The sequence below is a fragment of the Planococcus sp. SE5232 genome (genome assembly GCF_050686535.1).
GTDB lineage: Bacteria > Bacillota > Bacilli > Bacillales_A > Planococcaceae > Planococcus.
Map to the genome: position 1 here is coordinate 339,074 of NZ_JBOGCP010000004.1, position 26,173 is coordinate 365,246.

Here is a 26,173-nt window from a genome sequence, read left to right on the forward strand (position 1 = left end):
GAACAAATGTTACTTTACTTGAACGGCGCATTTGTCGGCCTATTGATCCTATCGAATATTTTAGCAGTCAAGTTGTTCAGCATCGGTGAATGGGCTGTTTTGCCGGCGGCTGTCATCGTCTATGTCTTTACCTTCCCCATTACAGATACAATTGCGGAAGTATACGGCAAAGAAGCTGCGCGACAAACTGTTACAGCAGGATTTGTCACCCAGCTTTGCGCATTGGCTTTCATTTTCTTCGCCATCCATCTGCCGTCTGCACCCTTCTTTGCAGATCAGCAGTCTTTTGAAACGATTTTTTCCGCAGGCTTCCGGGTGACGTTGGCCAGCCTTGTCTCTTATTTCATCAGCCAGAACCTGGACGTCAGCATTTTCCACAAGCTGAAACAGCGCCATGGCAATTCCAAGCTGTGGGTACGCAATAATGCTTCTACAATGACCAGCCAATTGGTCGATACCAGCATTTTCATCTCCATTGCTTTTTACGGAACCATGCCCGCCAGCGCATTACTCGGGATGATTTTCACACAATACCTGTTTAAATTACTGGTCGCTGCTGCGGATACACCGCTGGTTTATTTGTTGGTCAAAGTATGCAGACGTGAAATGCAATCCGGCAAACAAATTTTCGGACACCAAAAACCGGAAGCTCTCCAATAGAGCTTCCGGTTTTTTATGGTTATAGTAGATTATAAGAGCAATTGCTTATACTCTCGCGCGTGCTTTCTGTGCGCGCTCTTTACTGCCCGCTTTAACACCAGCAAGTACCAGATCTGCCACAATCGGCAAATGATCGGAAACCGATGTTTCAATAACCGCTGTCTGAACAACTTCAACTTCACTGTCTGAAAAAATATAGTCGATCCGGGTCGCCGGCCAAAAAACTTCTTCCGTTTCGTTGTTCACATAAGGAGAAGGATACGTATAGGCATCTCCTCTTTTCATTTGCAGGAAGGCATCTTCAAAATGGCTTGTCAGTTTTTGCATGTGAACGTTTGAAGAAGAAGCATTGAAATCACCTGCAATGATGCGCGGGAAACGGCTTTTCCCTGTAATCCCCAGAATTTCATCGATGCTGACGGCGAGTTCGCTATCCTTCAGCGCCAAATGCGTATTGAAGACGCTTAAGTAATTGCCATCCACTTCAATGACGGTTTCCAAAATTCCACGTTGCTCGTTATTGCCGAAAGGGCAATAGACCTGGGTCAACAAATGATTCTCTACGTACTTGATCGGGTATTTACTTAGCACCACATTGCCGTACTGCCGATTCGGCCGCTCTGAATCCTCAGGCACAAAATTCATATTGGCGCCATAAGCCGCATACATGCCAAGTCTTTGGCTCAGCCATTCCACCTGGTCGACAAATGAACTGCGGGCAGAAAAATAACGGTCAACCTCCTGCAGGGCGATAATTGTGGCACAGGAATCTTCCACGACTTCAGCTGTCTTCTCCAAATCAACTATTCCATCCATCCCAAGACCATGAGCAATATTGAACGACATGACTTTTACAATTGGCGCCTTCTTTTTCTTCCCGTGCATGCAAACCTCTCCTTTTCGAATAAAACGAATCGTTGGCAGCTGCTTTAATTGGTTTCAGTATACCAAGTTGAAAAAAAATTGCTATAACAAGGGTGTAAATGATTGTTATGAATTTGTAAACACGAAAAGCGGAAGCGGCCGTTAAGCCTCGACAAGCGCTGGAAGCCTGACCGGTAATGGCACTCTTTGCCATTGCCGGTCAGGCTGAAGCGACTCGAGAGGCTGGCTGCTGGAGCTGGACAACACGAAAAGCGGAGACGCCGTTCAGCTCCGACAGGTGTAAGACGCTCTGGCGAAGCCGCATGTTTTCAGCCGCACAGCCAGCGTGGCTTACATCCCAAGGAGTTGGCCGGTGGAGCTGGACAACACGAAAAGTGAAAGTGCCTGATCAGCTCTGAAAGGCATACGACAGACCGGCAGTGTGGCGCTCTTTGCCACGCAGTCGGGTTGGCTTATGACCCGAAGAGCTAGGCACTTGCAACTGGACAACACGAAAAGTGGAGACGGATAAGCTAAAAATGAGGCTTCCCGCTGCAATAACTTCATCTTTGATCCATACAACAGTCTATTTCTGTGGCTGATTTCAGCTTTATGCACGTTCCGGAAAGCTTACGCACGCTTATTAGAATTTATGCACGTTCATTGAAATCTAAATCCAGTACACCTCCACCCACAATCAATCCAGACATAAAAAAATGCAGACAACCCGTTTTCGGAGTTGTCCGCAGTTAAAATTCCCTTCTGTTATTGCTGTGCCGTATAGACCTCAATCGCATCCCGCAGGAATTGTGCAGCTCCCGGCTCTACTTTGTCATAGTAGGCAGCAAAGCGATCGTCTGCCACATACATCTCGGCAAGCCCCATATGCGCGTCCTTGCTATAGGTCGGCCACGTAAAGCCCAGCCACCGGCGATGCAGATCAGCCGTTTGCTGCGCCGCTTCGCTCGATGGGTCGCCTGTTCTGAGGGCCTTTGCCAACTGGTCCAGTACCTGCTGCTCCAGGCGTATGAACTCCTGGTATTTCTCTTCGCTCATGTTCAGCATTTTCACGTTGGATCGGTCGACTAGATCATCGCCGTATTTGCCGCGAATTTCATCTCCATATTGCTTTTCGTTATCCTCCACCAGCTGTTGTTTAAAGCCCTGGAATTTCTCTTTATCAGCCATGATGCTCTCTCCTTCTGTTGCAGAAATGGTTTTTTCCACATTGCTTATCAAGAGGTCCAATTGCAGTCGTTTGGCGTGAAGTTTTTCCCGGTGCTCTTCTAAAGCTTGGGAGCTGCTGAAACCGGGATCGTTGACGATGTTCTTTATGTGTTCCAAATCCAGGCCTAGTTCACGATAGAAAAGGATTTGCTGCAGCTTGTCCACTTCCTGCTGGCCATAGATCCGATACCCTGACGAGCTCTTTCTTGCCGGCTTCAAGAGCCCGATCTCATCGTAATAGCGCAATGTCCTTGTACTGATTCCAGCCAAATTCCCTAGTTTTTGTACGGTGTATTCCATCTCACCACCTCCTGATAAACCCAGCTTACACCTTGACGTTGCGTCAAGGTCAAGTGATCCAGTCAAGTTAATTGCTGTTCAGCAAACTCACGGTAAAGGGAGTGGGAAGCTGTCAGTTCCCGGTGTGTGCCAATGCCCGTGACGCGCCCTTTTTCAATAAAGACGATTTTATCCGCATCCACAATCGTCGACAATCGATGGGCGATCACCAAAGTGGTTCGCCCTTCCATCAAACGGCTTAACGCCTGCTGAACAATGCCTTCTGACTGGCTGTCCAGGCTTGCAGTCGCTTCGTCCATCATCAGGATTTTCGGATCGCGCAGAAAAGCCCGGGCAATCGCGATCCGCTGACGTTGGCCACCTGACAATTTGACGCCGCGTTCTCCTACTTCCGTATCCAATCCATCAGCGAAGCCACGGATAAAATCTTCCGCATAAGCCATACGCGCCACGCGCCAAAGCTCTTCGGTTGAAATTGTTTCAGGATCCGGCAAGCCATAGGTCAGATTGGCACGGATCGTACCGCCCATCATGGCACTTTCCTGGGAGACATAACCGATCTGATCGCGCCAGGAAGCGATTGAAATTTCATTGATCGGGATATTTCCAATCGAGATTTCACCGGATGACGGCTCATAAAATCGCTCAATCAAGCCGAAAACCGTTGTTTTCCCGCCGCCACTCGGTCCCGCAAATGCAATCATTTCCCCAGGCTGCGCTTCAAAACTTACATCTTCAAGGACTTGCTCCCCTTTTTCATAGGCGAAGCTCAATCCTCTTACTCTCAGCACCTTACCGGCAATATCCATGTCCGGCTTCTGCTCCCGATCTTCCAAGGACAGTTCCAAAATGCCGATGATGCGTTCTGTGGCGCCTTTGACTTTTTGAAGTTCTGTAAAAAATCGGGCAAAAGTCGCCATCGGGACGATGATTTGAAATAGATACAATAGAAAAGCGACCAGCGATCCTGTGGACATTTCCCCATTCGCCACGCGGATTCCGCCGTAGCCGATGATCGATACGATGACGACCATGACCACCAAGTACATCAGCGGAGCAATCAAGGCATAGATTTTCGCCTCTTTCATGCCGAGCGCAAACAATTTATGGATGCCTTGTACGCCTTTGGTTTCTTCCGTATCTTCAGCTGTCGAGGATTTCATCAGACGGATTTCCCCTAACGTCTGTTGGACATGGCCTGTAAAATGCGCAGTCTCATCCTGCAGATTCCGGGAAATCTTGGCCATTTGGCGCCCTAAAGGGATCATCACCGCAATCGTCAGCGGGACCGCCAACATCATGACCAGTGTCATCTTCCAGTCCAGAATGACCAAAATGATCACGGCCCCGATAATGGAGATGATGCCCGTGACAAAGGATGGAAAATGGTCCGTAATCAGATTCCGGACAATGCCCGTGTCGTTGACGACCCGGCTCACCGTTTCACCGCTGGAGTGCTGATCGAAATAGCTGACGCGCAGCCGGATCAACTGAGCCCACATCCGTTCCCGTAAGCCTGCTACTACCCGCTGCCCCACCATGCTCAGCAAGTAAATCGAAACCCCGTTGATGATGGCCTGCACGATAAAAGCAACGCCGATTCCAGCAATCAACGGAACACTGAGCGAGTCGAGTGAAAAACCATCGACCAGGTTTTTCGTCAACAATGGGACCACCAGGCCGACGAGCGTCGTAATTAAACTGGCAAGCAACCCCACTGCAAGTGCGAGCTTCGGAATCTTCAGTGTCAATAACAGCGAAATGAACGGCTTCAGACCTGCATCTTTGTCTTTGTCTTGCTTCTTCATAATAAAAGCCCCTGTTCTTTGGGTCGCATCAAGCGAATTTTGCGTAAATGCATGTATCGGTCAAGCGTTTTCCGTCCACAGAGCGCTCGTCATTCTTCAGCGTCCCTTCCAGGATAAACCCAAGCTTTTCAGGAATGGCGCGGCTTTTGAGGTTTTCAGCGTCGCATTGAATTTCAAGGCGATTGCATTTCAGTGTGGTGAAAGCCAGATCGGTCAATGCCGAAACGGCCTCTGCCATGTATCCTTTTCCGGTCGCTCTCGAATCCAGCCAATAGCCGATTTCCATCTTCGGCACATCCCATTCAATGGCGTGGAAGCCAGTAGAGCCGATAAAGTTTCCTGTCTCTTTATCAAAAACCAGGTAACGAAGGGATTCCCGTTTCAGGAAATTCAAATGCGACTCCAGTTGATTGATTTCCGTTTCCTCTGGAGACGGCTCTTCCTGCGCAAATCCGAGCCATGGTTTTAAGTCTTCAAGTGAAGCTTGAATCGCTGCATTCACCACCTTTCCATCTCCAGGCATCGGCATCCGCAGCAGCAAACGCTCCGTTGTTATTTCTGTTGGCACTTCCGGCAAATTTTTCGTCATCCAGCATTCTCCTCTACTCGTTTAACTCATTCCAACGGCCACACTCCCCTTTAAGAAGCGGCGACTATTTTCCGGTCACGCGGCAGCCAAAGGCCGACCAAGCCGATAATCGGCAGGAAGGATACAACCACCATCGTTTCGTAGACACCGATGGCATCCATTAAAATACCGATGACAACAGCACCGATCGCACCCATGCCAAAAGCCAGGCCAACGGTCAATCCAGCCATCGTGCCGATTTTGCTTGGCACGAGTTCCTGGGCATAGACGACCGTGACGGAAAAACTCAGCATAATGAAAAATCCGATCAATGCCAGGAAAATCAGCACAGCGTAAAGCGGCAGGTACGGCAATAAAGCGGCAAGCGGAATCGGGACGATGATGGAAAGAAGAATAACGTTCTTCCGGCCGATTTTATCCGCCATAGGCCCTCCGAAAAAGGTACCGGCCGCTCCGACGCCAAGAAACAGGAACACATACAGCTGGCCCTGCTGAATTGTCAGGCCATAAGATTCAATCAAGTGGAAAATATAAAAGCTTGTCATATTGGTGACGTAGAAAGAACGGGCAAAAATAATAATCATCAGGAGGGCCAATGCAATACCTACTTGTTTTTTCGTCATTTCCGGCAGAGAAGACAATAACACTTTCTTCACTTTCTGAAGCTTTTCCTGCTCCAGCTGCCGCTTGTACCAGATGGAGATTTTCGTCAGGATAAAAATACCGAGCGCAGCGACAAACAGGAACAAGGCAGCGCCTATCTGGCCGAGCGGCACGAGGATGAAAGCACTGATCAGTGGAGCAAGCGCCTGGCCCGAGTTCCCCCCTACCTGGTAAATCGACTGGGATAAGCCTCGCTTGGACCCAGCCGCCATATAGGAGACACGCGAGCCTTCCGGATGGAAAACAGCAGAACCCAGACCCAGGAATATGACCGAAACGAGAATCATCCAATATTCAGGGGCAAACGCCAATCCTGCAATGCCAAAAAATGAGCTTGTCATGCCGAGCGGAAGTGCATAAGGCATCGGCTTTTTATCACTGATGAATCCCACAACCGGCTGCAGCAAAGATGCTACGATATTCAGCACAAAAGCGATCAAGCCCAACTGAGTGAACGTTAATCCGAGATCCGCTTCAAGTATCGGGAACATCGCCGGAATTACTGCCTGTAAAGAATCATTCAGCAAATGGCAGCCGCCAATCGCAAACATTACCGGATAAACTGGATTTCCGGCTAAAGAAGAAGAACTTATCGCTTTCGCCATGGTGTTACCCCCAATACAAATCTGTAAATTACAATAGTTCCATTATAGAGGAGTTCGGCACCTTTCGATAACCCCAAATAAAAACACCTGCAGGAAAGCCTGCAGGTGTCTGATTCATCAATTTTGAGGCATTTATGCAGCAGAAGTTTTCAGCTGCTGCCAATTTTCAAGCCGTTTATCTAAAACGAAATTGCCGAACGGCAGGAACGCCGAAGCAACGGCTCCGATGGAGAAACGGAACGGCCATCTGAAGATGAATGTCATGTAGACAGTCACTAAGATATAGACAGTGAACAGTGCTCCGTGAATCGGTCCGATCACGCTGACCGCTTCCGGAAATCCAACAAAATATTTTAATGGCATCGCAACAAAAAGCAGGATCAATAACGAACCGCCTTCAAGCAAGCCCATGAAACGAAATGTTCCCAATGCATTCTTAAACATCCACTATCCCTCACAATCTGCTTCCATTATAGAAGCACAGCAGATTGCTGTACAGGGATTAGCAATAGAAATGGAGAAGCATTTGGCTCCCTCTGCAATTTTTCGTCACAAACGCCGATCCAACACTTACTCCTTCAGCCCAATTTCACGAAAAGAACTTTCAGGTAATCGCCTTCTTTAAATTCCTTTTGTACGCGAAAATCACTCGGCAATGTGAATTCCTCAACAATGCTGTATTTTCCGCCAAGATCTTTAAAGGCTTTATCGATAAACCCTTTAAACTTTTTCATGCCAAAAGAGGCACTGTTGGTCGAAGCGACAATGACGCCATTTTTTTCCGTAATGGCAATCGCTTCTTTCATCAGATTCGTATAGTCCTTAGAAGTGCTGAACGTGTATTTTTTTGAACGCGCAAAGCTTGGCGGATCTAAAATGACCACGTCGAACTTCAATTCTTTCCGCTTGGCGTATTTAAAATAATTGAAGACGTCCATCACCAGGATATCCTGGGTCTCGTAATCGATGCCATTGACGCTGAATTGCTCGATTGTCTTGCTGGAGCTTCTTTTCGCCAGGTCGACACTCGTCGTCTTCACCGCTCCACCAAGTGTTGCCGCTACTGAAAAAGCACCTGTATACGAGAAGGTATTGAGTACGGTTTTGCCTTTGGCATACTTCTGTTTAATGGCATTACGGACATCCCGCTGATCCAGGAAAATCCCCGTCATGGCTCCGTCGTTTAAGTAAACAGCAAAATTCACACCGTTTTCTTTGACGATCAATGGGAATTCACCGCGCTCGCCTGTAACGAAATCGTCTTCTTCAATATACTGCCCTTTTGTATCAAAGCGTTTTTTCTGGTAGATGCCTTTGCATTCAGCAACATTCTGAAGCGCCGCAATCACCTGGTCTTTAAAGGTATATACCCCTTCACTGTACCAGCTGAGCAGATAGAAGCCGTCGTAATAGTCGATGATCAATCCTCCGAAACCATCGCCTTCCCCGTTAAAGACGCGGAAGGCCGTCGTTTCTGGGTTGTTGAAAAACGATTTTCTATGGGCAATAGCTGTTGCCAGCTTGCGCTCAATAAACGCCTGATCAATGGCTTCCTGTTCATCGCGCGTCAAAATCCAGCCAAAGCCTTTGTTTTGCTGGCCATAATAGCCTTTTGCCAAGAACCGTCCCTGCTTGTCTGTCAGCTTCAGGATGCTGCCCTCGGTTTGCAGAACCTCCGGATTGTCCAACGCCTCTTTGGTGATCAACGGGTAGCCCTTGGCATATTCCGCCTTGAATTTATCTGTTAGTTTAATTGAAATTTCCGATTTCATCGTTTCTCATCCTATCTGTAAAACACCATTTTGCTTTATAATTAGTGTATACGATAGCTGTCCTTATTCCCACCCTGGCCATGTGAATTTTCCAAGACTGCCCATAGGAGGAATTGCCATGAAGCAGAAGTTCCATGTCTACAACATTCTCTTGACGACCGGGGAACACCTGGAGAATATCCGGATTGAAGGGCCTTTGGAAGACCATTTCTCCGGTGTCGCGGTAAGTCTGTTCCCTGTCGAGGATATGGAAGGAAAAACGATTGTCCTGAGCATTTTTCATATCGTCAAAGCGGATTTGATTAAAGTGGAGGGATAAATCCTTTATCTGCAAAAAAAAAGCGTTTCGCATGCTATCTGCGAAACGCTTTTTCAATGCTTATAAAATAAACTTTTCAGCTTTTCCATTTAGTGGCCAGGCTCCAGCGCCCAGATTCTGGGGTCATAAGCCACTCTAGCTGGGCGGCTGAAAAAACGCCGCTTCGCCAGCGCGTCTTATGCCCGTCGAATCTACACGGGCGCTTGCGCTTTTCCTACTCCTGGATCCATTCCCAGGCTTCATTCATTTCATCCATTTGGAAATGCTTGACTTCAAGCTTCGGCAGCAGGCTTTCCATTTCCGTCAGCTGCTCATTCAAATGAGTGGAGCTGATGACGGCGAATTTATGGAATTGGTTCCATGCATCCATATTCACCTGCATGCTTTCTCCAAGACCCGTAAAAACAGCGTCTTCAACGCCATTTATCACGGCATAAATATTGAACTTTCCTTTGTCTTCAAACTTCTCCTGGATAATCTTGTCGATCTTCAATGCATCTTCACGCGTCGCTGTTCCTTCAAATTCAATCGCGATGGTTTCTGTGTCTTTACTTGGCACAAAAGATAGCATATGTCCCCTCCTCCGGTTCATTGTCTAAACTGCTCATTCTTTAATCCAGCTCCATGCCTGCTCCATTTCATCCATATTGAAATGTTTGGCTTTGATGCCTGGGAGAAAATCACTGATAGTGGTCATCGTTTCAAGTGATTTCTTTTCGCTGACGACAGCTAGCTTATTGTATTGGCTCCAGCGCTTCATATCGATTTTGGCTTCTTCCATAAGTGCTTTGGCTGTCGGCATCTTCACTTCCTGCATGATGGCATAGGCATTAAACGGCTGATCTTTTGAAAAGTTCTCTTCAATCGACTGCTCCAGCTTTTGCAGGTCTTCTTTTGTCACCGTCCCACTCACTTCAAAAGCGAGGGTCTGTGGATCCTGACTCGGAATAAATGACAGCATTTCTATTCCTCCCCATCCGTTATAGGTCTGATGTTACTTTTCCTATTCCCTATTTGGCAGTCAGCAAACGGCAGCCTATAGACATATTGATGCTATTCACTGATATATTGCATAAAATATTTCATTGGTAGTCTGAATTGGTGTATAATGGGACAAACAACAACTTCAATTTAGCAGGAACTTTTCAATCCCGCTGTTCCTCGGAGCTTGATAAAAAAAGCAGTAAAAAAGGAGAGCTTTCAATGCCTATTCCAGTCGATCATTCGAAGCCCGTTCGTGTCTCAGCAAAAGAAAGCGCTTATCTTCAATTGCAGCAATGGATCATTGACGGCACTCTGCAACCAGAAGAAAAATTAATCGATACGGAACTGGCACAAGCTTTGAGCTTAAGCAGAACCCCTATCCGTGAAGCACTTCAATTATTGGAAGTTCAGGGATTTGTCGAGATGTTTCCTGGCAAAGCCACTCGTGTCACGAACATAAAAAAAGATGATCTCAAGAATCTTCTGCCGCCACTTGCTGTTCTGCAGGCACTTGCAGCGGAGCTGGCCATTCCCAATCTCGATGATCAGACGTTCCAATTAATGCATGAAACCAATGAGCGGTTCATCAAAGCGATTGATAGCCAGGACGGTTTTTCAGCTTTAAAAATTGATCAGGAGTTCCATCAGATCATCGTTGATGCTGCAAATAATTCTTATATCCATTCAATGCTCGGCAGCCTTCAATCCCATGTCAGAAGACAATTTTTCCATCATTCACTGATGTTGACCAAAAGCTCCTACGACGAGCATGTCCAGATCATTCAAACGCTGAAGGAAAGAGATCCGGAAAAAGTGTCACAGATCATGAAATCCAATTGGGTACGCACCATAGAAGAGCTTACGGCTGTATAAGTGTTTAAACAATTGAAAAAGCTGTATCAAAAGCGAGGGGGCTTTTGATACAGCTTTTTATTTTGCAGCTGATCCGGTTTTCCGGACCAGCCATTGTTGCCGATGATTAAGCGTTGTGTTGAGCCGTTTGGACCTTCACATGTTTCTTGCTGCGGGCAATGACAGTCGTAATTGCAATGACGATCAATGCAGGCAAAAGCCATCCAAGACCGTTGTTGTAGAGCGGCAAGGAAGCTGTGTAAAAATCGACAACTGCCTGCAGCCAAGTCGGATTAGCGACACCCAGCGAAGAAGTCAAGGTCTTTAATCCGTCGATGATGCTGATGAAGAACGTAACGACGATTGTCGATACGTAAACCAACTGAGCGTGTCTGAACAATGGCGACAAGAAAGCCAGAATGATCAGCACGATCGCCAATGGGTAAAGGAACATCAGGACAGGAATCGAATACGTAATGATATTCGAAAGGCCGGCATTGGTGACAACCAGCGAAAAGACAGAGAAAATGACCACATAAGTCTTGTAACTGATTTTCGGCGTCAGTTTATGGAAAAATTCAGCATTGGCCACTGTTAAGCCGATTGCAGTTGTTAAACAAGCCAAGATGATGATGACCGCCAATAAAGTGGCACCGAAAGTTCCAAAGTAATGATTGGAAGCTCCACTTAAAACAGGTCCGCCTGTGTCCAAAAGGCCCAAAGTTCCTGTACTTGTTGATCCGAGTAAAGCAATTCCCGTGTAGACGATTGCTAAAATTGCCGCTGCCACCACTCCACTTTTCAACGTAGCAGCTAAGACGCCTTTAGGCGAATTCACACCCAGTTTGCGGACGGCTGAAATGACGATAATCCCGAAAACCAATGAAGCGAGTGCATCCATCGTGTTATAGCCTTCCGTGAAGCCCGTAAAGAACGCATCATTTGCATAAGCAGGCTGTGGTGCTTCCTGCTTGCCCATTGGATTGACAAAGGCTGTAACCAGTAACGCTCCCAACGTAAGAAGAATTGCCGGTGAAAGAATCTTCCCGATGCTGTCCACCATTTTTGATGGATTCAGTGATACAACCAACGACACTGCAAAGAAGATGAGGGAGAATACAAGAAGACCGATTACGGCATTCCCTTCCCCAACAAATGGTGCAATCCCCACTTCATATGAAACTGCGCCTGTTCTTGGCAATGCGAAGAAGGGTCCGATTGTCAAATACAGCATGGCTGTAAAGATCAGTCCATATACCGGATGTACACGGCTCGATAAATCCTGCAAGTCGTTGCTTTTCGAATAACCGATTGCCAATATTCCAAGCAAAGGCAAACCGACACCGGTAATCAAGAATCCGAATATCGCTATCCAGACATTCGTTCCTGCGTATTGCCCTAGCTGAGCGGGGAAAATTAAGTTTCCTGCTCCAAAGAACAATGCAAACAACATCATCCCTACTATTGCATACGATTTAAATGACAACTTACTATCCATTTCCATTTCCTCCTAAATTTAAAGCCGGTGGCTTGAATCATCTTATCCATAATCTTGAAATAATACATTTTCGTTTTAAAAAATGTATGCGATATATTGCATAAAGTAATAATACAACAAATCGTTTAAAAAGCAAGCTTTATAATTCAAAGTTTTCTTAAATTCTGTCTATTTCGGGAATCGGAATTTTATCTTCATTTTTTTAATATAGTATATATACTTTGAGCTGCATAAAAACTCGATTGCGGGAGATAAACTGATGCAGTTTAAGACAGCATTCCATAAGGTTGCAAGACTCTCCTAGACATGCAGCTATCCACTAAAAATACATTCACCGACTTTTCATTGAAATTTCTGATTCAATTGAAGAAGCATGGAATCTGTCCTCGCTTTTCAAATGAAATGCTGTAAAATAACTCATTATGGAAACAATTTGGCTTTCATTTCATAACTAACCGGAAGGTGGCGTTCCCTTTGAAAATCATTCACATCATTCTTCAGCTTCTCGCCATCACCGGATTTTATTTGATCGGAGAAGGGGTACAGGACTTTTTCAACATTCCGTTGCCAGGAAGCATCGTCGGGTTCCTTTTGTTGTTTGCTGCACTTATGCTGAAAATCTATCCACTCCAATGGATCGATTCCGGAGCGCATTTCCTGCTGGCATTCCTTTCCCTTTACTTTATCCCGGCTACCGTTGGCGTTGTTGAATACGGGGAGTTGTTTTCAGGGAAAGGCATGCTGCTGATTCCGATCGTGATAATCAGTACATTCCTCACAATGGCGGCTGCGGGGTGGGTCAGCCAATATACAGCGAAAGCAAGTCCCGAACGAAAGGAGCGATCCTGATTATGGAATTCAATCTGCTGGCCGCTTTTTTCGCAGTTCTGACCGTTGCGATCTACTTGCTGACCAACTCCTTGTATCTAAAGTACAGAAAGACCTTACTGAATCCGGTACTTGCTTCTACAGCGATCATCGCCGTTATTTTAGTAGTGGGAAACATTCCTTACGATACTTATATGATGGGCGGAAGCTGGATCGGCACACTCCTCGGCCCTGCAGTTGTCGCCTTGGCGGTACCGCTCTACAAACAAAGGAAGTTGCTTTTCACTAACCTGCTGCCCATTGTTTCGGGTATTGCGACAGGCGTAGTTGTTGGGATGGCAAGCGGTATTCTGTTTACTCAGCTGTTCCGCTTTTCAGAAGAGCTGATTCTGACGGTATTGCCGAAATCACTAACGACACCAGTCGCCATGCAGGTTGCCGGCAACCTTGGCGGCATCCCTTCACTAGCCGCAGTTTTCGTGATGGTGGCGGGATTCACGGGCTATATCGTCGGGCCTGCCCTGCTCAACTGGCTGCATATTGACTCGGCGATCGGCCGCGGCATCGGCCTTGGTACTTCGGCACATGGCATGGGAACTGCAAAAGCATTTGAATATGGCCAACAGGAAGCCTCGATGAGCTCGGTTGCGATGACCTTGAGTGCAGTATTCGGCGCTTTATTAGGCCCGGTAGCTGCTTGGCTGCTGCTTTTGTAAAACCTAAAAGAGCCCTCTTTCCAAACCGGAAAGAGGGCTCTTTTACTGTAGACAAAATTTATCCAAAATAAACAGCGGTACACAATTCCCAACCGGTCCAGCCACTTCGCTTTCCGTGGGCTCAGCTTCAGCCTCCTCGTCACTGAAAACCATGCTCCTGCATCGCTGCGCTAGCTTCGTCGCAAAGGCTTGGCCTTACAAGTTTCGGCCAATGCCTTTCCTGCGGGGTCTTCAGCTTTCGTCGCTGCGCTGCTCCCACAGGAGTCTTCGTGGCCAGCCCGGTTGGGGGCGTGTTGCTTCAATCAAAGAGAGAAGCTTGCTAGTCAATATCAGGAAATGTAGTCTCTACAAACCTGGTAAATCCTTCACTCAAGGATCCGGAGCGCCAGGCGGCGACTCCTGCGGGAACAGTGAAGTGCCGAAATCCACTCGGGCGCCAGTCCGAGTTAGTTCGGCGCGAACCCGCGGAAAGCGTCCGCCTGAAGCGCAGCATCCGGTTTAAAAATGATGAAATGAATCTTCATTACTTAAATAATATAAATATCCTTTTCATGTTGTTCAAACCTATCATCACCTTCCAATATCCCTGCGATTGAATCCAACGAAGCCAATTGCCGTCAGAATCACTGCCACTACCGTCAACATGACCGCGTTGAGGTAATTCATTTCTTCAATCGGTATTTCAGATACATAGCCGAAAGGTGTCAATTTCCCTACCCATTCCGGAAACTGGAACAGGCCGCCCAAATAAATGACGAAAAATGAGAAAGCCAGATACAGCCACATGGCACTGGCCAGATTCGGAGCCCAGCCAAGAAGCACCACAGCCAAGCCGATCATGGCAAGCATCGCAGGCAAGTAAGCCATTGCGGAGCCGTAGTACATGCCCAGCGACAGCTGCTCATCCATCATGGCATTCCCCACCAATCCAAGGCCAAGCGCTGCTAAAGACAGCATGATGAACCCGGTCAACACAGACATCCCAAGGTAACTGCCCATCACGTGGTTTCTGGAAACCGATCGGCTTACGACATGTTCAAGCCGGTCGTTCTTTTCCTCAGTCTTCAGTTTAAGAACAGCCAACAACACAGGAATGGTCCCTAAAATAGCCATGACAGCCATCAGCACCGGAATAAATTGTTCTGTCAGTGAAAATCCTTCTGCTTGAACAATCATTTGCTGCATCAGGTCAATGTCTTCAAAAAACAACTCCAGGTCTCCAAGAACCGAACCATACGAAGCACCGATCAGCAGCAATCCCACTGCCCAGGCGATCAGTCCGGTCCGCTGTAGCCGGAAGACAAGTCCGAATGGGCTTAACAGTGACCTGGAGGCATTTGCCTTTCCAGCCCGTGAAGGTAGAAAACCGGAGCCGAGATCACGAATGGAATTGAGATACAAAGCCAGTGCCATCAACAGCACCGCTCCCGCCACCGTCAATAAAATCGGCCACCAATAATTATTCACATACGCTTCAGACCGTAAAATCCAGCCAAGCGGTGAAAACCAGGACAAGGTTTCGTTTGTTACGTCCCCGATGGCCCGGATCATATAGGCCAGCAGCAAAACGGTGATCGACAAGCCAAGCGCAGTTCTGGCATTCGGCGACAGCTGTGCACAAACAGCCGCAATGCCGGCAAAGACCATTCCGGTGGCTCCCAAAGCAGCACCGTACACAAGAGACCCCTCCAAATCTACACTGTCAATGCCTAAAGCGGTTAAGGAAAAAGCAGTCAACAGCGCCAGAACAATATTGGCGCCGGTCAATACCAGCAAAATCGACAGGAGATTCGACAAGCGCCCTACAGGCAACGAACGGACCATTTCAATGCGCCCATCTTCTTCGTCTGTCCGCGTATGGCGGGTCACCAGCAAAATGCTCATCAAGCCGACCACCACTGCAGTCATCAACAGCATCTCGTGGGCTGTCATGGCTCCGACCGTATAATTATCAAGCCCATAGCCTGGCCCCACCATCGCAGTCATGGCTGGATTGCGCATCGTTTCAGCCATCGCCTGCCGTTCTTCTTGGTTCTGATACAGTCCAACAAAAGCTAAGGCGATGATTGCAGAAACAGCCGCAAATGACACCAGCCAGATCGGCAAGCGCAGACGGTCGCGGCGCAAGACAAAACGAATCAGTGTTCCGGTGCCATCAAAAAGATGTCTGGTCATTATGATTCGCCTCCTGCTCCTGATTCCACCGCTTTGCCGGTTCCCTCATAATGGCGCATGAACAGCTCTTCCAGAGTTGGCGGCGAGCTTTCGATTCGGCTCACGCCAAACCGGCTGATGTAGCGGATGACATGATCCACTTCGCTTGTTTCGACCTGAAAGGACAGGGCCGAACCTTTCTGCTGGATGCCACTGACTCCTTTGAGTTCTTCCAGACCGGCAATCGGCTCTTTGGTTTCGACCAGCAGAATCGTTCCCGTCAAATGCCGAAGTTCTTTCAGCGTGCCCGTTTCAATGATTTTCCCTTCGCGGATAATCGCCACTTTGTCACAGAGCTTTTCAACTTCCGACAAGATGTGGCTGGATAACAAAATACTTTTCCCTTGTTTTTTCGCTTCCATCGCATATTCCTGGAAAACCCGTTCCATGAGGGGATCGAGTCCAGAAGTCGGCTCGTCCAGGACATACAGATCCACATCGGACGAGAATGCTGCAATCAAAGCCACTTTCTGCCGATTTCCTTTGGAATAGGTGCGGCATTTCTTTGTCGGATCCAAATCGAATCTCTGGATCAATTCCTGCCGCCGGTCCAAATTATTGCCCCCACGCAATTTGACGAACAGGTCAATGACCTCTCCCCCTGTGAGGTTTGGCCATAGACTGATATCCCCCGGCACATAAGCCACCCGTTTGTGGATTTCCACGGCGTCTTTCCAGGAATCCTTTCCGAAAATTTCAGCACGGCCGTCAGTAGCTTTCAAAATACCGAGAAGAACACGCAGCGTCGTTGACTTTCCTGCCCCGTTCGGTCCGATGAAGCCGTAGATCTCTCCTTCGCCCACTTCAATGTTCACTCCGTCCAACGCCGCAAAATCCCCAAACTTCTTCGTCAGATCGATCGTTCTCAAAACTGTCATGGCTAACCCTCCTCAATTCGTATAGAAACTTTTCTTCAAAATATCGAGGTATTCATAAAATTCATCCCAGTACGGTTCGAAATCCAGTTCGGTCATCTTTTTCCCCTGCAACCTTTGCAGGAGATCTCGCTGATAGCCATCAACTCCCCAACGGATTAAATTGAACGCCTTGTCCACGTCCACGTCTTTTCTAAAAAGCTTTTTATCGATGCCTTCGTACAGCAATGCATATCCCTGCTGTTGCAATTTTTCATAGCGCTTCTGCAGATGTGGAGGCAGATCCAGATCTTTCGTCAGCATGAAGGTCCCCATAAAGTTGAAGACTTGCTCGTTTTCCAACTGCGCTTTCATTTTTATTTGAGCTGCTCCTTTCAGCCGCTTGATAAAATCGGTTTCATTGATATCCACCAAACTCAAGTATTCATCGATGATGAAATTCAAACTGTATTCAATGAGGTATTCATATAAGTCTTTTTTATTTTTAAAGTAGTAGAACAGCATCCCTTTCCCAATACCCGCCTGTTTGACGATGCGATTGGTCGAAGCTTTCCCATAACCATTTTCGGCAAATTCCATCAATGCCGATTCAAGGATTTTCTGCTGCTTTTGAGGATCGAGATTCTCAAATTTCTCCATATCCATGCCCTCTTTCTGAACTTTAGACCAACGTGGTCGACTACAGAATACACCTTTCGACCATACGGGTCAATACATTCATCTAAATAATCTGATTTCTTAATTTGCAGATTAAACCGTTGCTCCCGCTCTCATAGAATGCTATCTTTTAGGTGCAATCATATTAGAGGAGGAAGACTCATTGAAAACATTATTTTCCCGTAAAAATGCTGCAGCAGTTGCCGGCCTGATGACGTTATTGCTCGTGGGCGCTTGTGGAAACAACGACGATACAGCTTCTGAAGAAACAACAACCGCCTGGGATGAAATCCAGGAAGAAGGGAGCCTGACTGTCGCGACATCAGGTACCTTGTACCCTACCTCCTACCGCGAAGAAGGATCGGACGAATTGACCGGCTTCGAAGTGGAAGTGGTTCGCGCAATCGGGGAACGCCTTGAATTGGAAGTCGAATTCACGGAACTCGGATTTGATGAAATGCTGACGTCCGTCCAAACTGGCCAAGTGGACATTGCGGCCAACGATATTGAAATTACGGAAGACCGCCAAGATAACTTTATTTTCTCTACACCGTTCAAATATTCTTACGGCACGGCAATCGTCCGTTCAGGTGACTTGTCCGGCATCGAGACATTGGAGGACCTGGAAGGCAAAAAAGCTGCTGGTGCTTCAACTTCCGTCTATATGGAGACCGCACGTGAATATGGCGCTGAAGAAGTGGTCTACGACAATGCGACCAATGAAACCTATTTGCGTGATGTTGCCATCGGCCGCACGGATGTCATCTTGAACGATTATTACCTGCAGACATTAGCGATTGCTGCATTTCCGGAACTGGAGATCACTATCCATCCGGATTTGAAGTACAGTCCATCCGAGGTTGGCGTTGTTATGAATGAAAACAACGAAGAGCTGGCCGAAAACGTTAATCGCGTAATCGAAGAAATGCTGGAAGACGGCACAATCGCCGAAATTTCAGCAGAGTTCTTTAACGGCGCTGATGTGACAGAACAAGTTGATATTGAAGAATGAGACAAAAGAAGCCGCTCTTGATGGAGTGGCTTCTTTTTCTGTTGCCGGGTGGCTTCTTCCAATTAATTGGGGATACTTTCTGATTGGGCAAAAATACTTTCCATTTCACCCAACATACTTTTCAATTGAGCCGGAATACTTACCAATACCGCCCAGATACTTTCAGTCGACAGGAAAGCTGCACCTGCACCATCTTTCCCTGTTCTCCCAAAAGCTTTATACTAAATGGAATAAGCACGAATAGTCTGTAAATGGAGATGAGTAGATGAACCCTTCTTTTTCGCCGCTCGGTGATCAGGCGATTGTCATTGAACTCGGCAATGACATCAATGCACACACAGAACAGCTGGTCAGAAAAGTCTCGGCTCTGCTGGAAAGCCAGCAGCCGGAATGGATGATTGAATTTATTCCCGCATTCGTGACCGTTACAGTCTTCTATAATCCTTGCGTGGCTCTATACGAGAATGTCCAAATGGAACTGGCGGAACTACTGATGCATCCCGGCGATGATCTGGCTGTCGAATTCAGCACTGTTGAAATTCCCGTCTGTTATAGCGGTGAGTTCGGTCCTGATCTGGAGTTCGTAGCGCAGCATAATGGACTGACTCCACGCGAAGTCATCGACATCCATACCGCAGGCACTTATTCGGTCAACATGATCGGTTTCGCCCCCGGTTTTCCTTTTCTCAGCGGGATGTCCGAACAAATTTCAGCACCAAGGCGCGATTCGCCGCGTCTCCGCATTCCCGAACGGACAGTAGGCATTGCCGGTATGCAGACCGGCGTCTATCCGATCGAAACACCGGGCGGCTGGCAATTAATCGGCAGAACGCCGCTTCGCCTGTTTCGGCCTGAAAACGAAATTCCCAGCCTGCTTCGGGCAGGAGACAAAGTTATTTTCCGGGAAATTTCAGAAGAAGACTATCATACATGGGAGGAAGAGCCAGATGCTGAAAATCCGTAAAAGCGGCCTGCAGACCACTGTACAGGATCTGGGTCGGACCGGCTTCCAGAAATATGGCGTCATTGCCAGCGGCGCTATGGACCCTATTGCACACCGGCTAGCCAATTTGTTGGTCGGCAATGAGGAAAAGGATGCCACACTTGAAATCACCTTGATGGGGCCGGTGATCGAATTCGCCGAAGATGCCATCATCGCTTTATGCGGTGGAGACCTGGAACCTGAGATAGATGGCGTGGCCGTTAAAATGTGGCGGATGCTCACTGTCGCCAAAGGCAGCACCCTGACGTTTGGTGAGCCTCGAATAGGCGCCCGCTGTTACTTGGCAATTGCGGGCGGCATCGATGTTCCGCTAGTTATGGGCAGCAGATCCACTTACCTGCGTGCTGGAATTGGTGGTTTTCAAGGGCGCGCGCTGGAAAAAGGAGACTTGCTTGCAGTTGGCCAAATGACACTGCAGCAGCAAAAAGCATTACAACAGAAGACCGAAAACGAGTTTGATTGGCTCGTGCCCCCTGTCCGTTATTTTAGTGAACCGGTGATTCGCATGATGTCGGGACGGCAATTCGATGTATTCGATGCAGACAGCAAAAAGCGGATTTTCAGTGAAGCTTTTGCCGTTTCTTCCAACTCAGACCGCATGGGCTACCGGTTGGAAGGTCCTCGCCTAGCACTCGAAACCCCTGCAGAACTGATTTCGGAAGCGGTGGCTTTCGGCTCTGTCCAAGTACCAGCAGACGGCAATCCGATTGTATTGCTGGCAGACCGACAAACGACAGGAGGCTATCCAAAAATCGGACAGGCCGCTTCTGTCGATTTGCCGCTCATCAGCCAATTAAAGCCTGGCCAGCAGTTGCGCTTCAAGGAGATTTCCCTGGCCAATGCCCAGCAGCGGTTGATCGAGCAGGAACAATCGATCCGGGAATTGAAAGCCGCCATCCAATTAAAATGGGAGGAATGGACATGATCAATAAAGTGGATTTGAATTGCGATATGGGAGAAAGTTTCGGAGCCTACCGTATGGGCAATGATGAAGAAATACTCGATTACATAACATCAGCGAATATCGCCTGCGGCTTCCACGCCGGAGATCCGTCGACGATGCGAAAAACGGTTCAACTGGCTCTCGATAAGAACGTCGGGATTGGTGCCCATCCCGGTTTGCAGGACCTGGTTGGCTTTGGCCGCCGGAACATCGCCTTGTCGCCTCAGGAAGCCTACGATTTGACCGTGTATCAGATTGGTGCCTTGTCGGGCTTTGTCAAAGCCGAAGGCGGACAGCTGCAGCATGTCAAAGCGCATGGCGCCTTATACAATATGGCAGTTAAAGATGCTGCCTTGTCTGAAGCCATTGCGAAAGCTGTCTACAAAATCGATCCGGAGCTGGTGCTGTTCGGATTATCCGGCAGTGAAATCATCAAAGCCGGAGAGAAAATAGGATTGCGGACGGCCAATGAAGTGTTTTCCGACCGAACTTATCAAAGGGACGGCTCGTTGACACCGAGGACACAAAGCAACGCGTTGATCACCGATTCGCAGGTTGCCATCGACCAAGTCATTCGGATGGTCAAGGAAAACAAAGTGGCGACCGTTGACCAGACCGATACTGAGCTACAGGCGGATACTATCTGCATTCACGGTGACGGTATCCACGCACTAGATTTTGCCATCCGGATTTCAAAATCCTTGAAAGAGGCCGGGATCGACATCGCAAAAGTAGGCGAATTCGTTTAATAACGGCAACAACAGACTTTTTTAAGCCTCTTGCCCACAGCAAAAAAAACCAGTAAGGCCAATTGGCCTTACTGGTTTTTTGACTGTCTAGTTTACGAAGAAGAACTGCCTGTCTCTACAAGATCACGTGATGCCGATACCCGATCATCCTGTAGCCAGCAAGCCACAGAATGGCCTGTTTCCGTCACCGTATCGCGCGGTGTATAGGTATGGCATACCGACATCGTATGCGGACACCGTGCAGCAAATGCACAGCCTTCTCCAAGCGTTGCCAGATTGGGCGGTGAGCCTGCGATCGGCATAAGCGGCTGCGATCGGTCTTCATTGAGCTTCGGCATGGATTGCAGCAGGCCCAATGTATAGGGATGCTGCGGATTGTAAAAGATTTCATCCAGCGTTCCCTGCTCCACAATTTTGCCGCCATACATGACAGCGACCCGATCGGCCATATTGGCGACCACGCCCAAATCATGGGTGATCAAAATGATGGCAGTTTCCGTTTTCTTTTGCAGATCCTTCATCAAATCCAGAATCTGCGCCTGAATGGTGACATCAAGTGCCGTTGTCGGTTCGTCCGCAATCAGCACTTTCGGGTTGCAGGCAAGCGCCAATGCAATGACCACGCGCTGCCTCATACCGCCCGAAAATTGATGCGGGTAATTGTCGAGCCGGCTTTCCGCTTGCGGAATCCCGACCAGCTTGAGCATTTCCAGCGCCCGCTCACGTGCCTGCGCTTTTGTCAGCCGCTCATGACGTTGAACGCCTTCCATGATCTGTTTGCCGACTTTCATTGTCGGATTCAGCGAAGTCATCGGATCCTGGAAAACCATCGAAATTTCAGAGCCACGCAAGTCGGTGATTTGTCGTTTGGACATCTTCAACAAACTGTTGCCGTTATAGACAATGTCGCCTTTGGTCACTTCGGTAGTGGCTGCCGGCAACAGCTGCATAATAGATTTGGCGGTGACCGACTTGCCTGAACCGGATTCACCGACAATCGCCAGCGTCTCGCCTTTTTTCAATTCAAAGTTGACTCCCCGCACCGCTGTCAGTTTACCGGTTTGGGTTTTAAATGCCACATGCAGGTTATCGACTGTCAGAATAGTATTGCTCATGGTGAACCCTCCCCTATTTTCTCATTTTCGGATCTAATGCATCACGCAGACCGTCGCCAAGCAAGTTGAACGAAATCATGATGATGCTGATGACCAAGGCCGGGAAAATCAATTTATACGGAAAATACCGCATTGATTTGTAGCCGTCTTCAATCAATACACCAAGCGATGCGAGAGGCGCCTGCAGCCCAAGGCCGATAAAACTCAAAAACGCTTCAAAGAAAATAGCGGTCGGAATCGTGAACATGACTGTTACGATGATCGGTCCCATGACATTCGGCAGAAGATGCTTTGAAATCAGCCGTGGATTCGAGGCACCAAGCGTCCGTGACGCCAGTACAAATTCCTGCCCTTTCAACTGCAGCACCTGGCCACGCACCACACGTGCCATGCCGACCCAGCCAGTGATGACCATCGCGAGAATAATAGAGGTAATGCCCGGCTCCAGGACCAGGATGAAGAGGATGATGACAATCAAGTTCGGAATTCCCATCAGGATTTCGATGATCCGCTGCATGACATTATCGATGCGCCCTCCATAAAATGAAGAGATGCCGCCATAAATGACGCCGATCACCAAATCGAGAAAGGCGGCCACTAAAGCGATGAACAAGGAAATTTGCGTCCCTTTCCATACCCGCGTCCAAAGATCGCGGCCGAATTCATCTGTTCCGAACCAGTAATTGATCTGGACATCCCGCTCAGCGTACTCATCCACGCCCTGGGAATTTTGACCATTGAAGCCCAGCCATTCCAAGCCTTGAACTTTCGGTGGCATGTTGGAATGCACCAGATTTTGTTCGCGGTAGGAAAACTCATTCATGCTTGGCCCAATCAACGCCAGCACAATCAAGAAAATGAGCAGTACGAGCGAAATCATGGCCCCTTTATTTTTGACGAGACGCTGAAAAGCTTCTTTCCAGAAAGATACCGACGGCGTTCCGATTTCTTCGCTTTTTCGCTGATCCAGCGGCGCTTTCACAAATAAGTCTGATGGAATGTCATCGTAGGCATATTGATTTTGTGCCTGCAGGTCCTGATGCGGGGGAAGGTGTGGTGTGTTTTTCGTCATGCTGATTCCCCCTTATAATTAATGCGTGGATCCAGGAAGCTGTAGATAATGTCTACAACAAAGACCACAAAAATGAACAAAGCGCTATAGAAAATGGTGATTCCCATGATTACGCTATAATCCAATACCAGAATCGACAAGGTGAATTGTTCACCAAGTCCGGGCACTGCGAATATCTTTTCGATGACCAAGGTTCCCGTCATAATCGACACCGCAAGCGGCCCGAGCATCGTGACTACCGGAATCAGTGCATTGCGGATGACGTGCTTCACAATGACCTGGTTTTCTTTCAAGCCTTTCGCTCTCGCGGTAATGATGTAATCCTGCCCGATTACTTCGAGCATTTCACTGCGGATAAACCGGGCAACTGTAGCCGTCACCGTCACCGACAAAGCGATGGACGGCAGCAGCGTACTGGAATAGCCTTCCCATAAAGCGACAGGCAACCATTCCAATTTAACGCCTACGTAGTATTGCAGTAATGCCGCGAAAACGAAAGAAGGAATCGACATTCCCAGAACGGCTAAAGTCACCGAGCCGTAATCCAAGATGGAATTGTGCTTTAAGGCGGAAACGATCCCTAAAACCAGCCCGATGATGGCCCCAATAACTAAAGCCTGCAAGCCGATAAAGGCGGATGGGCCGATCCGGTCACTGATCATGCTGGTGACCGTCCGTCCTTCATGCTGAAACGAATAACCCAAGTCGCCTTGTACCAGGTTGCCGATGTACTGGATGTATTGGATGGCGACCGGCTGATCCAGTCCATATTTAGCGTTCAAAATAGCCAACTGGCTATCGGTCAATTTCTCCGGATTGGTGAATGGCGTACCCGGCAACAGCTGCATCAGGAAAAAGGTCGCTGTCACAATGATGAAAAGCGTAATGAGCATAAAGCCGATCCGCTGCAGTAAATAACGTTTCATGCGAACACCTCAGTTCTGTAGGGTAATAAGAAAAGCGCAAGCGCCCGTGTAGCTCTGCCGGGCATAAGACGAATCAGCGAAGTGGCATGTTTTCAGCCGCACAGCTGAGTTGGCTTATGACCCAAAGAGCTGGGCGCTGAAGCCTGGACAAGGAAGAAAAGCGCAAGCGCCTGTTAAGCCCCGACAACCCGAAATGCGCAAGTCATCAAAAAATACGAGGGCGCCCGTCAATCGGCTACACCCTCGTATCTATAAGCTGTAAACCTGTCTTTATTCTTCGATCGTCACCCATTTGTAGGAGAATGAAGCCCCAGTTGGATGCACCAATAGATTTTTGATTTTGCTTCTCATCAAGACAGCTGCGCCTTCTTGGTAAAGCGGCACGATTGCTGCATCTTCTTCCAACAGGATTTTCTCAATGTCCAACAGCATTTGGTAGCGGGCTTCAAGATCTGTTTCCGTTCTTGCTGCTGATACCAATTCTTCCAACTTGGCATTTGAATAATCCATGCGGTTAGCGGATCCGCCTTCCAGCCACATATCCAAATACGTCATCGGGTCGCTGTAATCCGGTCCCCATGAGGAAAGGGACAAGTCGTACTCGACTGCCTTTTCGATTTCCAGACGCTGTGCGAAAGGAACTGCTTTGATATCCAATTTGAATCCTGGAAGATTGTCTTCCAATTGTGCCTGGATGTACTCAGCCACTTTTTTATGGTCTTCAGAATCCGCGATGTTAATGGAGACTGTGACTTCTGTTGCGCCGGTTTCTTCCAAGCCCTTTTCCCAAAGTGCTTGAGCTTCTTCAACCGTGCCTGTGTTAAAGTCCCCGTTCAAGTCACGGAAATCTTCGCCTGACGGAGATTTAAAGAACCCTTCCGGAACCACACCGTTTAATGCTGTAGAACCGTTCTTCAAAATAACATCTGTTAAACTTTCTTTATCAATCGCCATATTGACTGCTTGGCGGATGTTTTTATTGCCCAGTACCGGATGGTTATGATTGAAGCGAAGGAAAATGATTTCCGGTTCCAGGATTGTGTCAAAGTTTTCGTCGTCTTTGTTCTGGTCAACGGCCTCTGAACTTAAGACAATGCGATCCACTTTGTTTGTTTCGTACAAGTTGACACCAGCTGCCGGGTCTTTGACGACATAGGCATTCACTGCATCAAGCTGAACTGTATCTGCATCCCAGTAATCTTCGTTCTTTTCGTACTTCCAACCTTGCTCATGTGTCCAATCAACCAATGTAAATGGTCCGTTGAACAGGATGTTTTCCGCTTCCAATGCGTATTGGTCCCCTTGCTCTTCAACAAACTTCTGGTTTTGAGGCAGGAAAGTCGGGAATGTCATCAATGACTGGAACAATGGATTTGCTGCCTCTAAGGTAACTTCCAATGTCTTCTCATCAATTGCTTTAACGCCTAATTCTTCTGCATCCATTTCTTCGTTCATGATCGCTTCAGCATTTTTGATCCCTGCTGTTACGAACATAAAGTTATACGGGCTTGCGTCTTTCATGACGCGTTTCCAGGCATATTCGAAATCCTGTGCTGTAACCGGATCCCCATTGCTCCAGTTCGAGTCGCGCAATGTGAAAGTATGTACACTTTGGTCCTCGTTTTCTGTATGTTCCGTTACTAATGCTTCAATCGGTTCGTGGTTTTCATCTTGTCGGTAAAGTCCTTCATTGACATTATTCAGCACCGTAAACGCAATGCCGTCATGTGCTTTTGTCGAATCTAAAGTAGGAATGTCTGCCGTAGTCGAGATGTTCAATACTTGCCCAGCTTCCCCTTCTGCTGCTGCGTTCTCCTCATTCGAACTTTCGGAAGAATTGAAGTTACAACCCGATAAGAATAAAACGAATGCAATCATGATCATGAAAATCTGTGTTTTTCTCGTTCTCCCCATTTTCCTAC

Annotated in this window: 26 protein-coding genes; 9 read left to right on the top strand and 17 right to left on the bottom strand. The window is 47.9% G+C overall.

Annotated elements, in window-relative coordinates:
* The first annotated feature begins 6 nt into the window (after positions 1-6).
* Positions 7-660: a queuosine precursor transporter gene (locus tag ACRC6Q_RS15195; RefSeq protein ID WP_431466931.1), complete on the top strand. Its 654-nt coding sequence runs from the start codon at positions 7-9 to the stop codon at positions 658-660.
* Positions 661-705: 45 nt separating this feature from the next.
* Here the strand turns inward: ACRC6Q_RS15195 and ACRC6Q_RS15200 are convergent, their stop codons facing one another.
* From ACRC6Q_RS15200 to ACRC6Q_RS15230, 7 genes are all read right to left on the bottom strand, one after another.
* Entirely contained in the window at positions 706-1,545 is an 840-nt protein-coding gene (locus tag ACRC6Q_RS15200; protein WP_223642585.1) for an endonuclease/exonuclease/phosphatase family protein, read from the bottom strand.
* A 744-nt stretch (positions 1,546-2,289) separates the two neighbouring features.
* The gene (locus ACRC6Q_RS15205; RefSeq protein ID WP_431466932.1) at positions 2,290-3,051 is read right to left on the bottom strand and encodes a MerR family transcriptional regulator; all 762 of its coding nucleotides are present in this window, start codon (positions 3,049-3,051) and stop codon (positions 2,290-2,292) included.
* A gap of 62 nt (positions 3,052-3,113) precedes the next feature.
* Positions 3,114-4,859: an ABC transporter ATP-binding protein gene (locus ACRC6Q_RS15210; protein ID WP_431466933.1), complete on the bottom strand. Its 1,746-nt coding sequence runs from the start codon at positions 4,857-4,859 to the stop codon at positions 3,114-3,116.
* A 28-nt stretch (positions 4,860-4,887) separates the two neighbouring features.
* A complete protein-coding gene (locus ACRC6Q_RS15215; RefSeq protein WP_431466934.1) occupies positions 4,888-5,448 on the bottom strand; it encodes a GNAT family N-acetyltransferase in 561 nt (186 codons plus the stop codon).
* Between the two features lie 50 nt (positions 5,449-5,498).
* Positions 5,499-6,716 carry an MFS transporter gene (locus tag ACRC6Q_RS15220; RefSeq protein WP_223642568.1) on the bottom strand — a complete coding sequence of 406 codons (1,218 nt, stop codon included), beginning with the start codon at positions 6,714-6,716 and terminating at the stop codon, positions 5,499-5,501.
* 132 nt (positions 6,717-6,848) lie between these two features.
* Positions 6,849-7,160, bottom strand: coding sequence for a DUF3817 domain-containing protein (locus tag ACRC6Q_RS15225; protein ID WP_223642567.1), 312 nt, complete (start codon positions 7,158-7,160; stop codon positions 6,849-6,851).
* Positions 7,161-7,294: 134 nt separating this feature from the next.
* On the bottom strand, positions 7,295-8,488 hold the full coding sequence (locus tag ACRC6Q_RS15230; protein ID WP_431466935.1) for a class I SAM-dependent rRNA methyltransferase: 1,194 nt from the start codon (positions 8,486-8,488) through the stop codon (positions 7,295-7,297).
* Between the two features lie 118 nt (positions 8,489-8,606).
* On the opposite strand from ACRC6Q_RS15230, the gene ACRC6Q_RS15235 reads away from it, so the two are divergent.
* Entirely contained in the window at positions 8,607-8,807 is a 201-nt protein-coding gene (locus ACRC6Q_RS15235; protein WP_223642559.1) for a hypothetical protein, read from the top strand.
* A 214-nt stretch (positions 8,808-9,021) separates the two neighbouring features.
* Here the strand turns inward: ACRC6Q_RS15235 and ACRC6Q_RS15240 are convergent, their stop codons facing one another.
* Both ACRC6Q_RS15240 and ACRC6Q_RS15245 read right to left on the bottom strand, forming a co-directional pair.
* Positions 9,022-9,378, bottom strand: coding sequence for an STAS/SEC14 domain-containing protein (locus tag ACRC6Q_RS15240; RefSeq protein ID WP_223642557.1), 357 nt, complete (start codon positions 9,376-9,378; stop codon positions 9,022-9,024).
* A gap of 33 nt (positions 9,379-9,411) precedes the next feature.
* Positions 9,412-9,768 carry an STAS/SEC14 domain-containing protein gene (locus ACRC6Q_RS15245; protein WP_223642555.1) on the bottom strand — a complete coding sequence of 119 codons (357 nt, stop codon included), beginning with the start codon at positions 9,766-9,768 and terminating at the stop codon, positions 9,412-9,414.
* Between the two features lie 242 nt (positions 9,769-10,010).
* Here ACRC6Q_RS15245 and ACRC6Q_RS15250 point away from each other — a divergent pair, with 242 nt between their 5' ends.
* A complete protein-coding gene (locus ACRC6Q_RS15250; RefSeq protein WP_223642553.1) occupies positions 10,011-10,664 on the top strand; it encodes a GntR family transcriptional regulator in 654 nt (217 codons plus the stop codon).
* Positions 10,665-10,770: 106 nt separating this feature from the next.
* Here ACRC6Q_RS15250 and brnQ read toward each other — a convergent pair whose 3' ends face one another.
* Positions 10,771-12,141 (bottom strand): branched-chain amino acid transport system II carrier protein, encoded by a 1,371-nt coding sequence (brnQ, locus tag ACRC6Q_RS15255; protein ID WP_223642551.1) that lies wholly within the window; start codon positions 12,139-12,141, stop codon positions 10,771-10,773.
* Between the two features lie 474 nt (positions 12,142-12,615).
* Here brnQ and ACRC6Q_RS15260 point away from each other — a divergent pair, with 474 nt between their 5' ends.
* Both ACRC6Q_RS15260 and ACRC6Q_RS15265 read left to right on the top strand, forming a co-directional pair.
* Positions 12,616-12,990 (top strand): CidA/LrgA family protein, encoded by a 375-nt coding sequence (locus tag ACRC6Q_RS15260; protein WP_223642550.1) that lies wholly within the window; start codon positions 12,616-12,618, stop codon positions 12,988-12,990.
* A 2-nt stretch (positions 12,991-12,992) separates the two neighbouring features.
* On the top strand, positions 12,993-13,685 hold the full coding sequence (locus ACRC6Q_RS15265) for an LrgB family protein (RefSeq protein ID WP_223642548.1): 693 nt from the start codon (positions 12,993-12,995) through the stop codon (positions 13,683-13,685).
* 570 nt (positions 13,686-14,255) lie between these two features.
* Here ACRC6Q_RS15265 and ACRC6Q_RS15270 read toward each other — a convergent pair.
* The 3 genes from ACRC6Q_RS15270 to ACRC6Q_RS15280 are packed head-to-tail and all read right to left on the bottom strand — an operon-like array spanning position 14,256 to position 17,413.
* Positions 14,256-15,860 (bottom strand): ABC transporter permease, encoded by a 1,605-nt coding sequence (locus ACRC6Q_RS15270; RefSeq protein ID WP_223642545.1) that lies wholly within the window; start codon positions 15,858-15,860, stop codon positions 14,256-14,258.
* The gene (locus ACRC6Q_RS15275) at positions 15,860-16,777 is read right to left on the bottom strand and encodes an ABC transporter ATP-binding protein (RefSeq protein WP_431466936.1); all 918 of its coding nucleotides are present in this window, start codon (positions 16,775-16,777) and stop codon (positions 15,860-15,862) included. Before ACRC6Q_RS15275 ends, ACRC6Q_RS15270 begins: the two co-directional genes overlap by 1 nt.
* A 12-nt stretch (positions 16,778-16,789) precedes the next feature.
* A complete protein-coding gene (locus ACRC6Q_RS15280) occupies positions 16,790-17,413 on the bottom strand; it encodes a TetR/AcrR family transcriptional regulator (RefSeq protein WP_431466937.1) in 624 nt (207 codons plus the stop codon).
* Between the two features lie 181 nt (positions 17,414-17,594).
* On the opposite strand from ACRC6Q_RS15280, the gene ACRC6Q_RS15285 reads away from it, so the two are divergent.
* The 4 genes from ACRC6Q_RS15285 to ACRC6Q_RS15300 all read left to right on the top strand — a co-directional run bounded on the left by ACRC6Q_RS15285 (position 17,595) and on the right by ACRC6Q_RS15300 (position 21,138).
* Positions 17,595-18,443, top strand: coding sequence for a transporter substrate-binding domain-containing protein (locus tag ACRC6Q_RS15285; RefSeq protein ID WP_223642534.1), 849 nt, complete (start codon positions 17,595-17,597; stop codon positions 18,441-18,443).
* Positions 18,444-18,708: 265 nt separating this feature from the next.
* Positions 18,709-19,407: a 5-oxoprolinase subunit PxpB gene (gene pxpB, locus ACRC6Q_RS15290; protein ID WP_431466938.1), complete on the top strand. Its 699-nt coding sequence runs from the start codon at positions 18,709-18,711 to the stop codon at positions 19,405-19,407.
* Complete coding sequence (locus tag ACRC6Q_RS15295; RefSeq protein ID WP_431466939.1) at positions 19,391-20,371, top strand: biotin-dependent carboxyltransferase family protein; 981 nt, start codon at positions 19,391-19,393, stop codon at positions 20,369-20,371. Before pxpB ends, ACRC6Q_RS15295 begins: the two co-directional genes overlap by 17 nt.
* Complete coding sequence (locus ACRC6Q_RS15300) at positions 20,368-21,138, top strand: LamB/YcsF family protein (protein WP_431466940.1); 771 nt, start codon at positions 20,368-20,370, stop codon at positions 21,136-21,138. Before ACRC6Q_RS15295 ends, ACRC6Q_RS15300 begins: the two co-directional genes overlap by 4 nt.
* A 92-nt stretch (positions 21,139-21,230) precedes the next feature.
* Here the strand turns inward: ACRC6Q_RS15300 and ACRC6Q_RS15305 are convergent, their stop codons facing one another.
* From ACRC6Q_RS15305 to ACRC6Q_RS15320, 4 genes are all read right to left on the bottom strand, one after another.
* Complete coding sequence (locus ACRC6Q_RS15305) at positions 21,231-22,253, bottom strand: ABC transporter ATP-binding protein (RefSeq protein WP_431466941.1); 1,023 nt, start codon at positions 22,251-22,253, stop codon at positions 21,231-21,233.
* A 13-nt stretch (positions 22,254-22,266) separates the two neighbouring features.
* Positions 22,267-23,325, bottom strand: a complete 1,059-nt coding sequence (opp3C, locus tag ACRC6Q_RS15310) for an oligopeptide ABC transporter permease (protein WP_431466942.1) — start codon at positions 23,323-23,325, stop codon at positions 22,267-22,269.
* Positions 23,322-24,251 (bottom strand): ABC transporter permease, encoded by a 930-nt coding sequence (locus ACRC6Q_RS15315; RefSeq protein WP_431466943.1) that lies wholly within the window; start codon positions 24,249-24,251, stop codon positions 23,322-23,324. Before ACRC6Q_RS15315 ends, opp3C begins: the two co-directional genes overlap by 4 nt.
* Before the next feature lie 270 nt (positions 24,252-24,521).
* On the bottom strand, positions 24,522-26,165 hold the full coding sequence (locus ACRC6Q_RS15320; protein WP_431466944.1) for a peptide ABC transporter substrate-binding protein: 1,644 nt from the start codon (positions 26,163-26,165) through the stop codon (positions 24,522-24,524).
* Positions 26,166-26,173 lie beyond the last annotated feature (8 nt).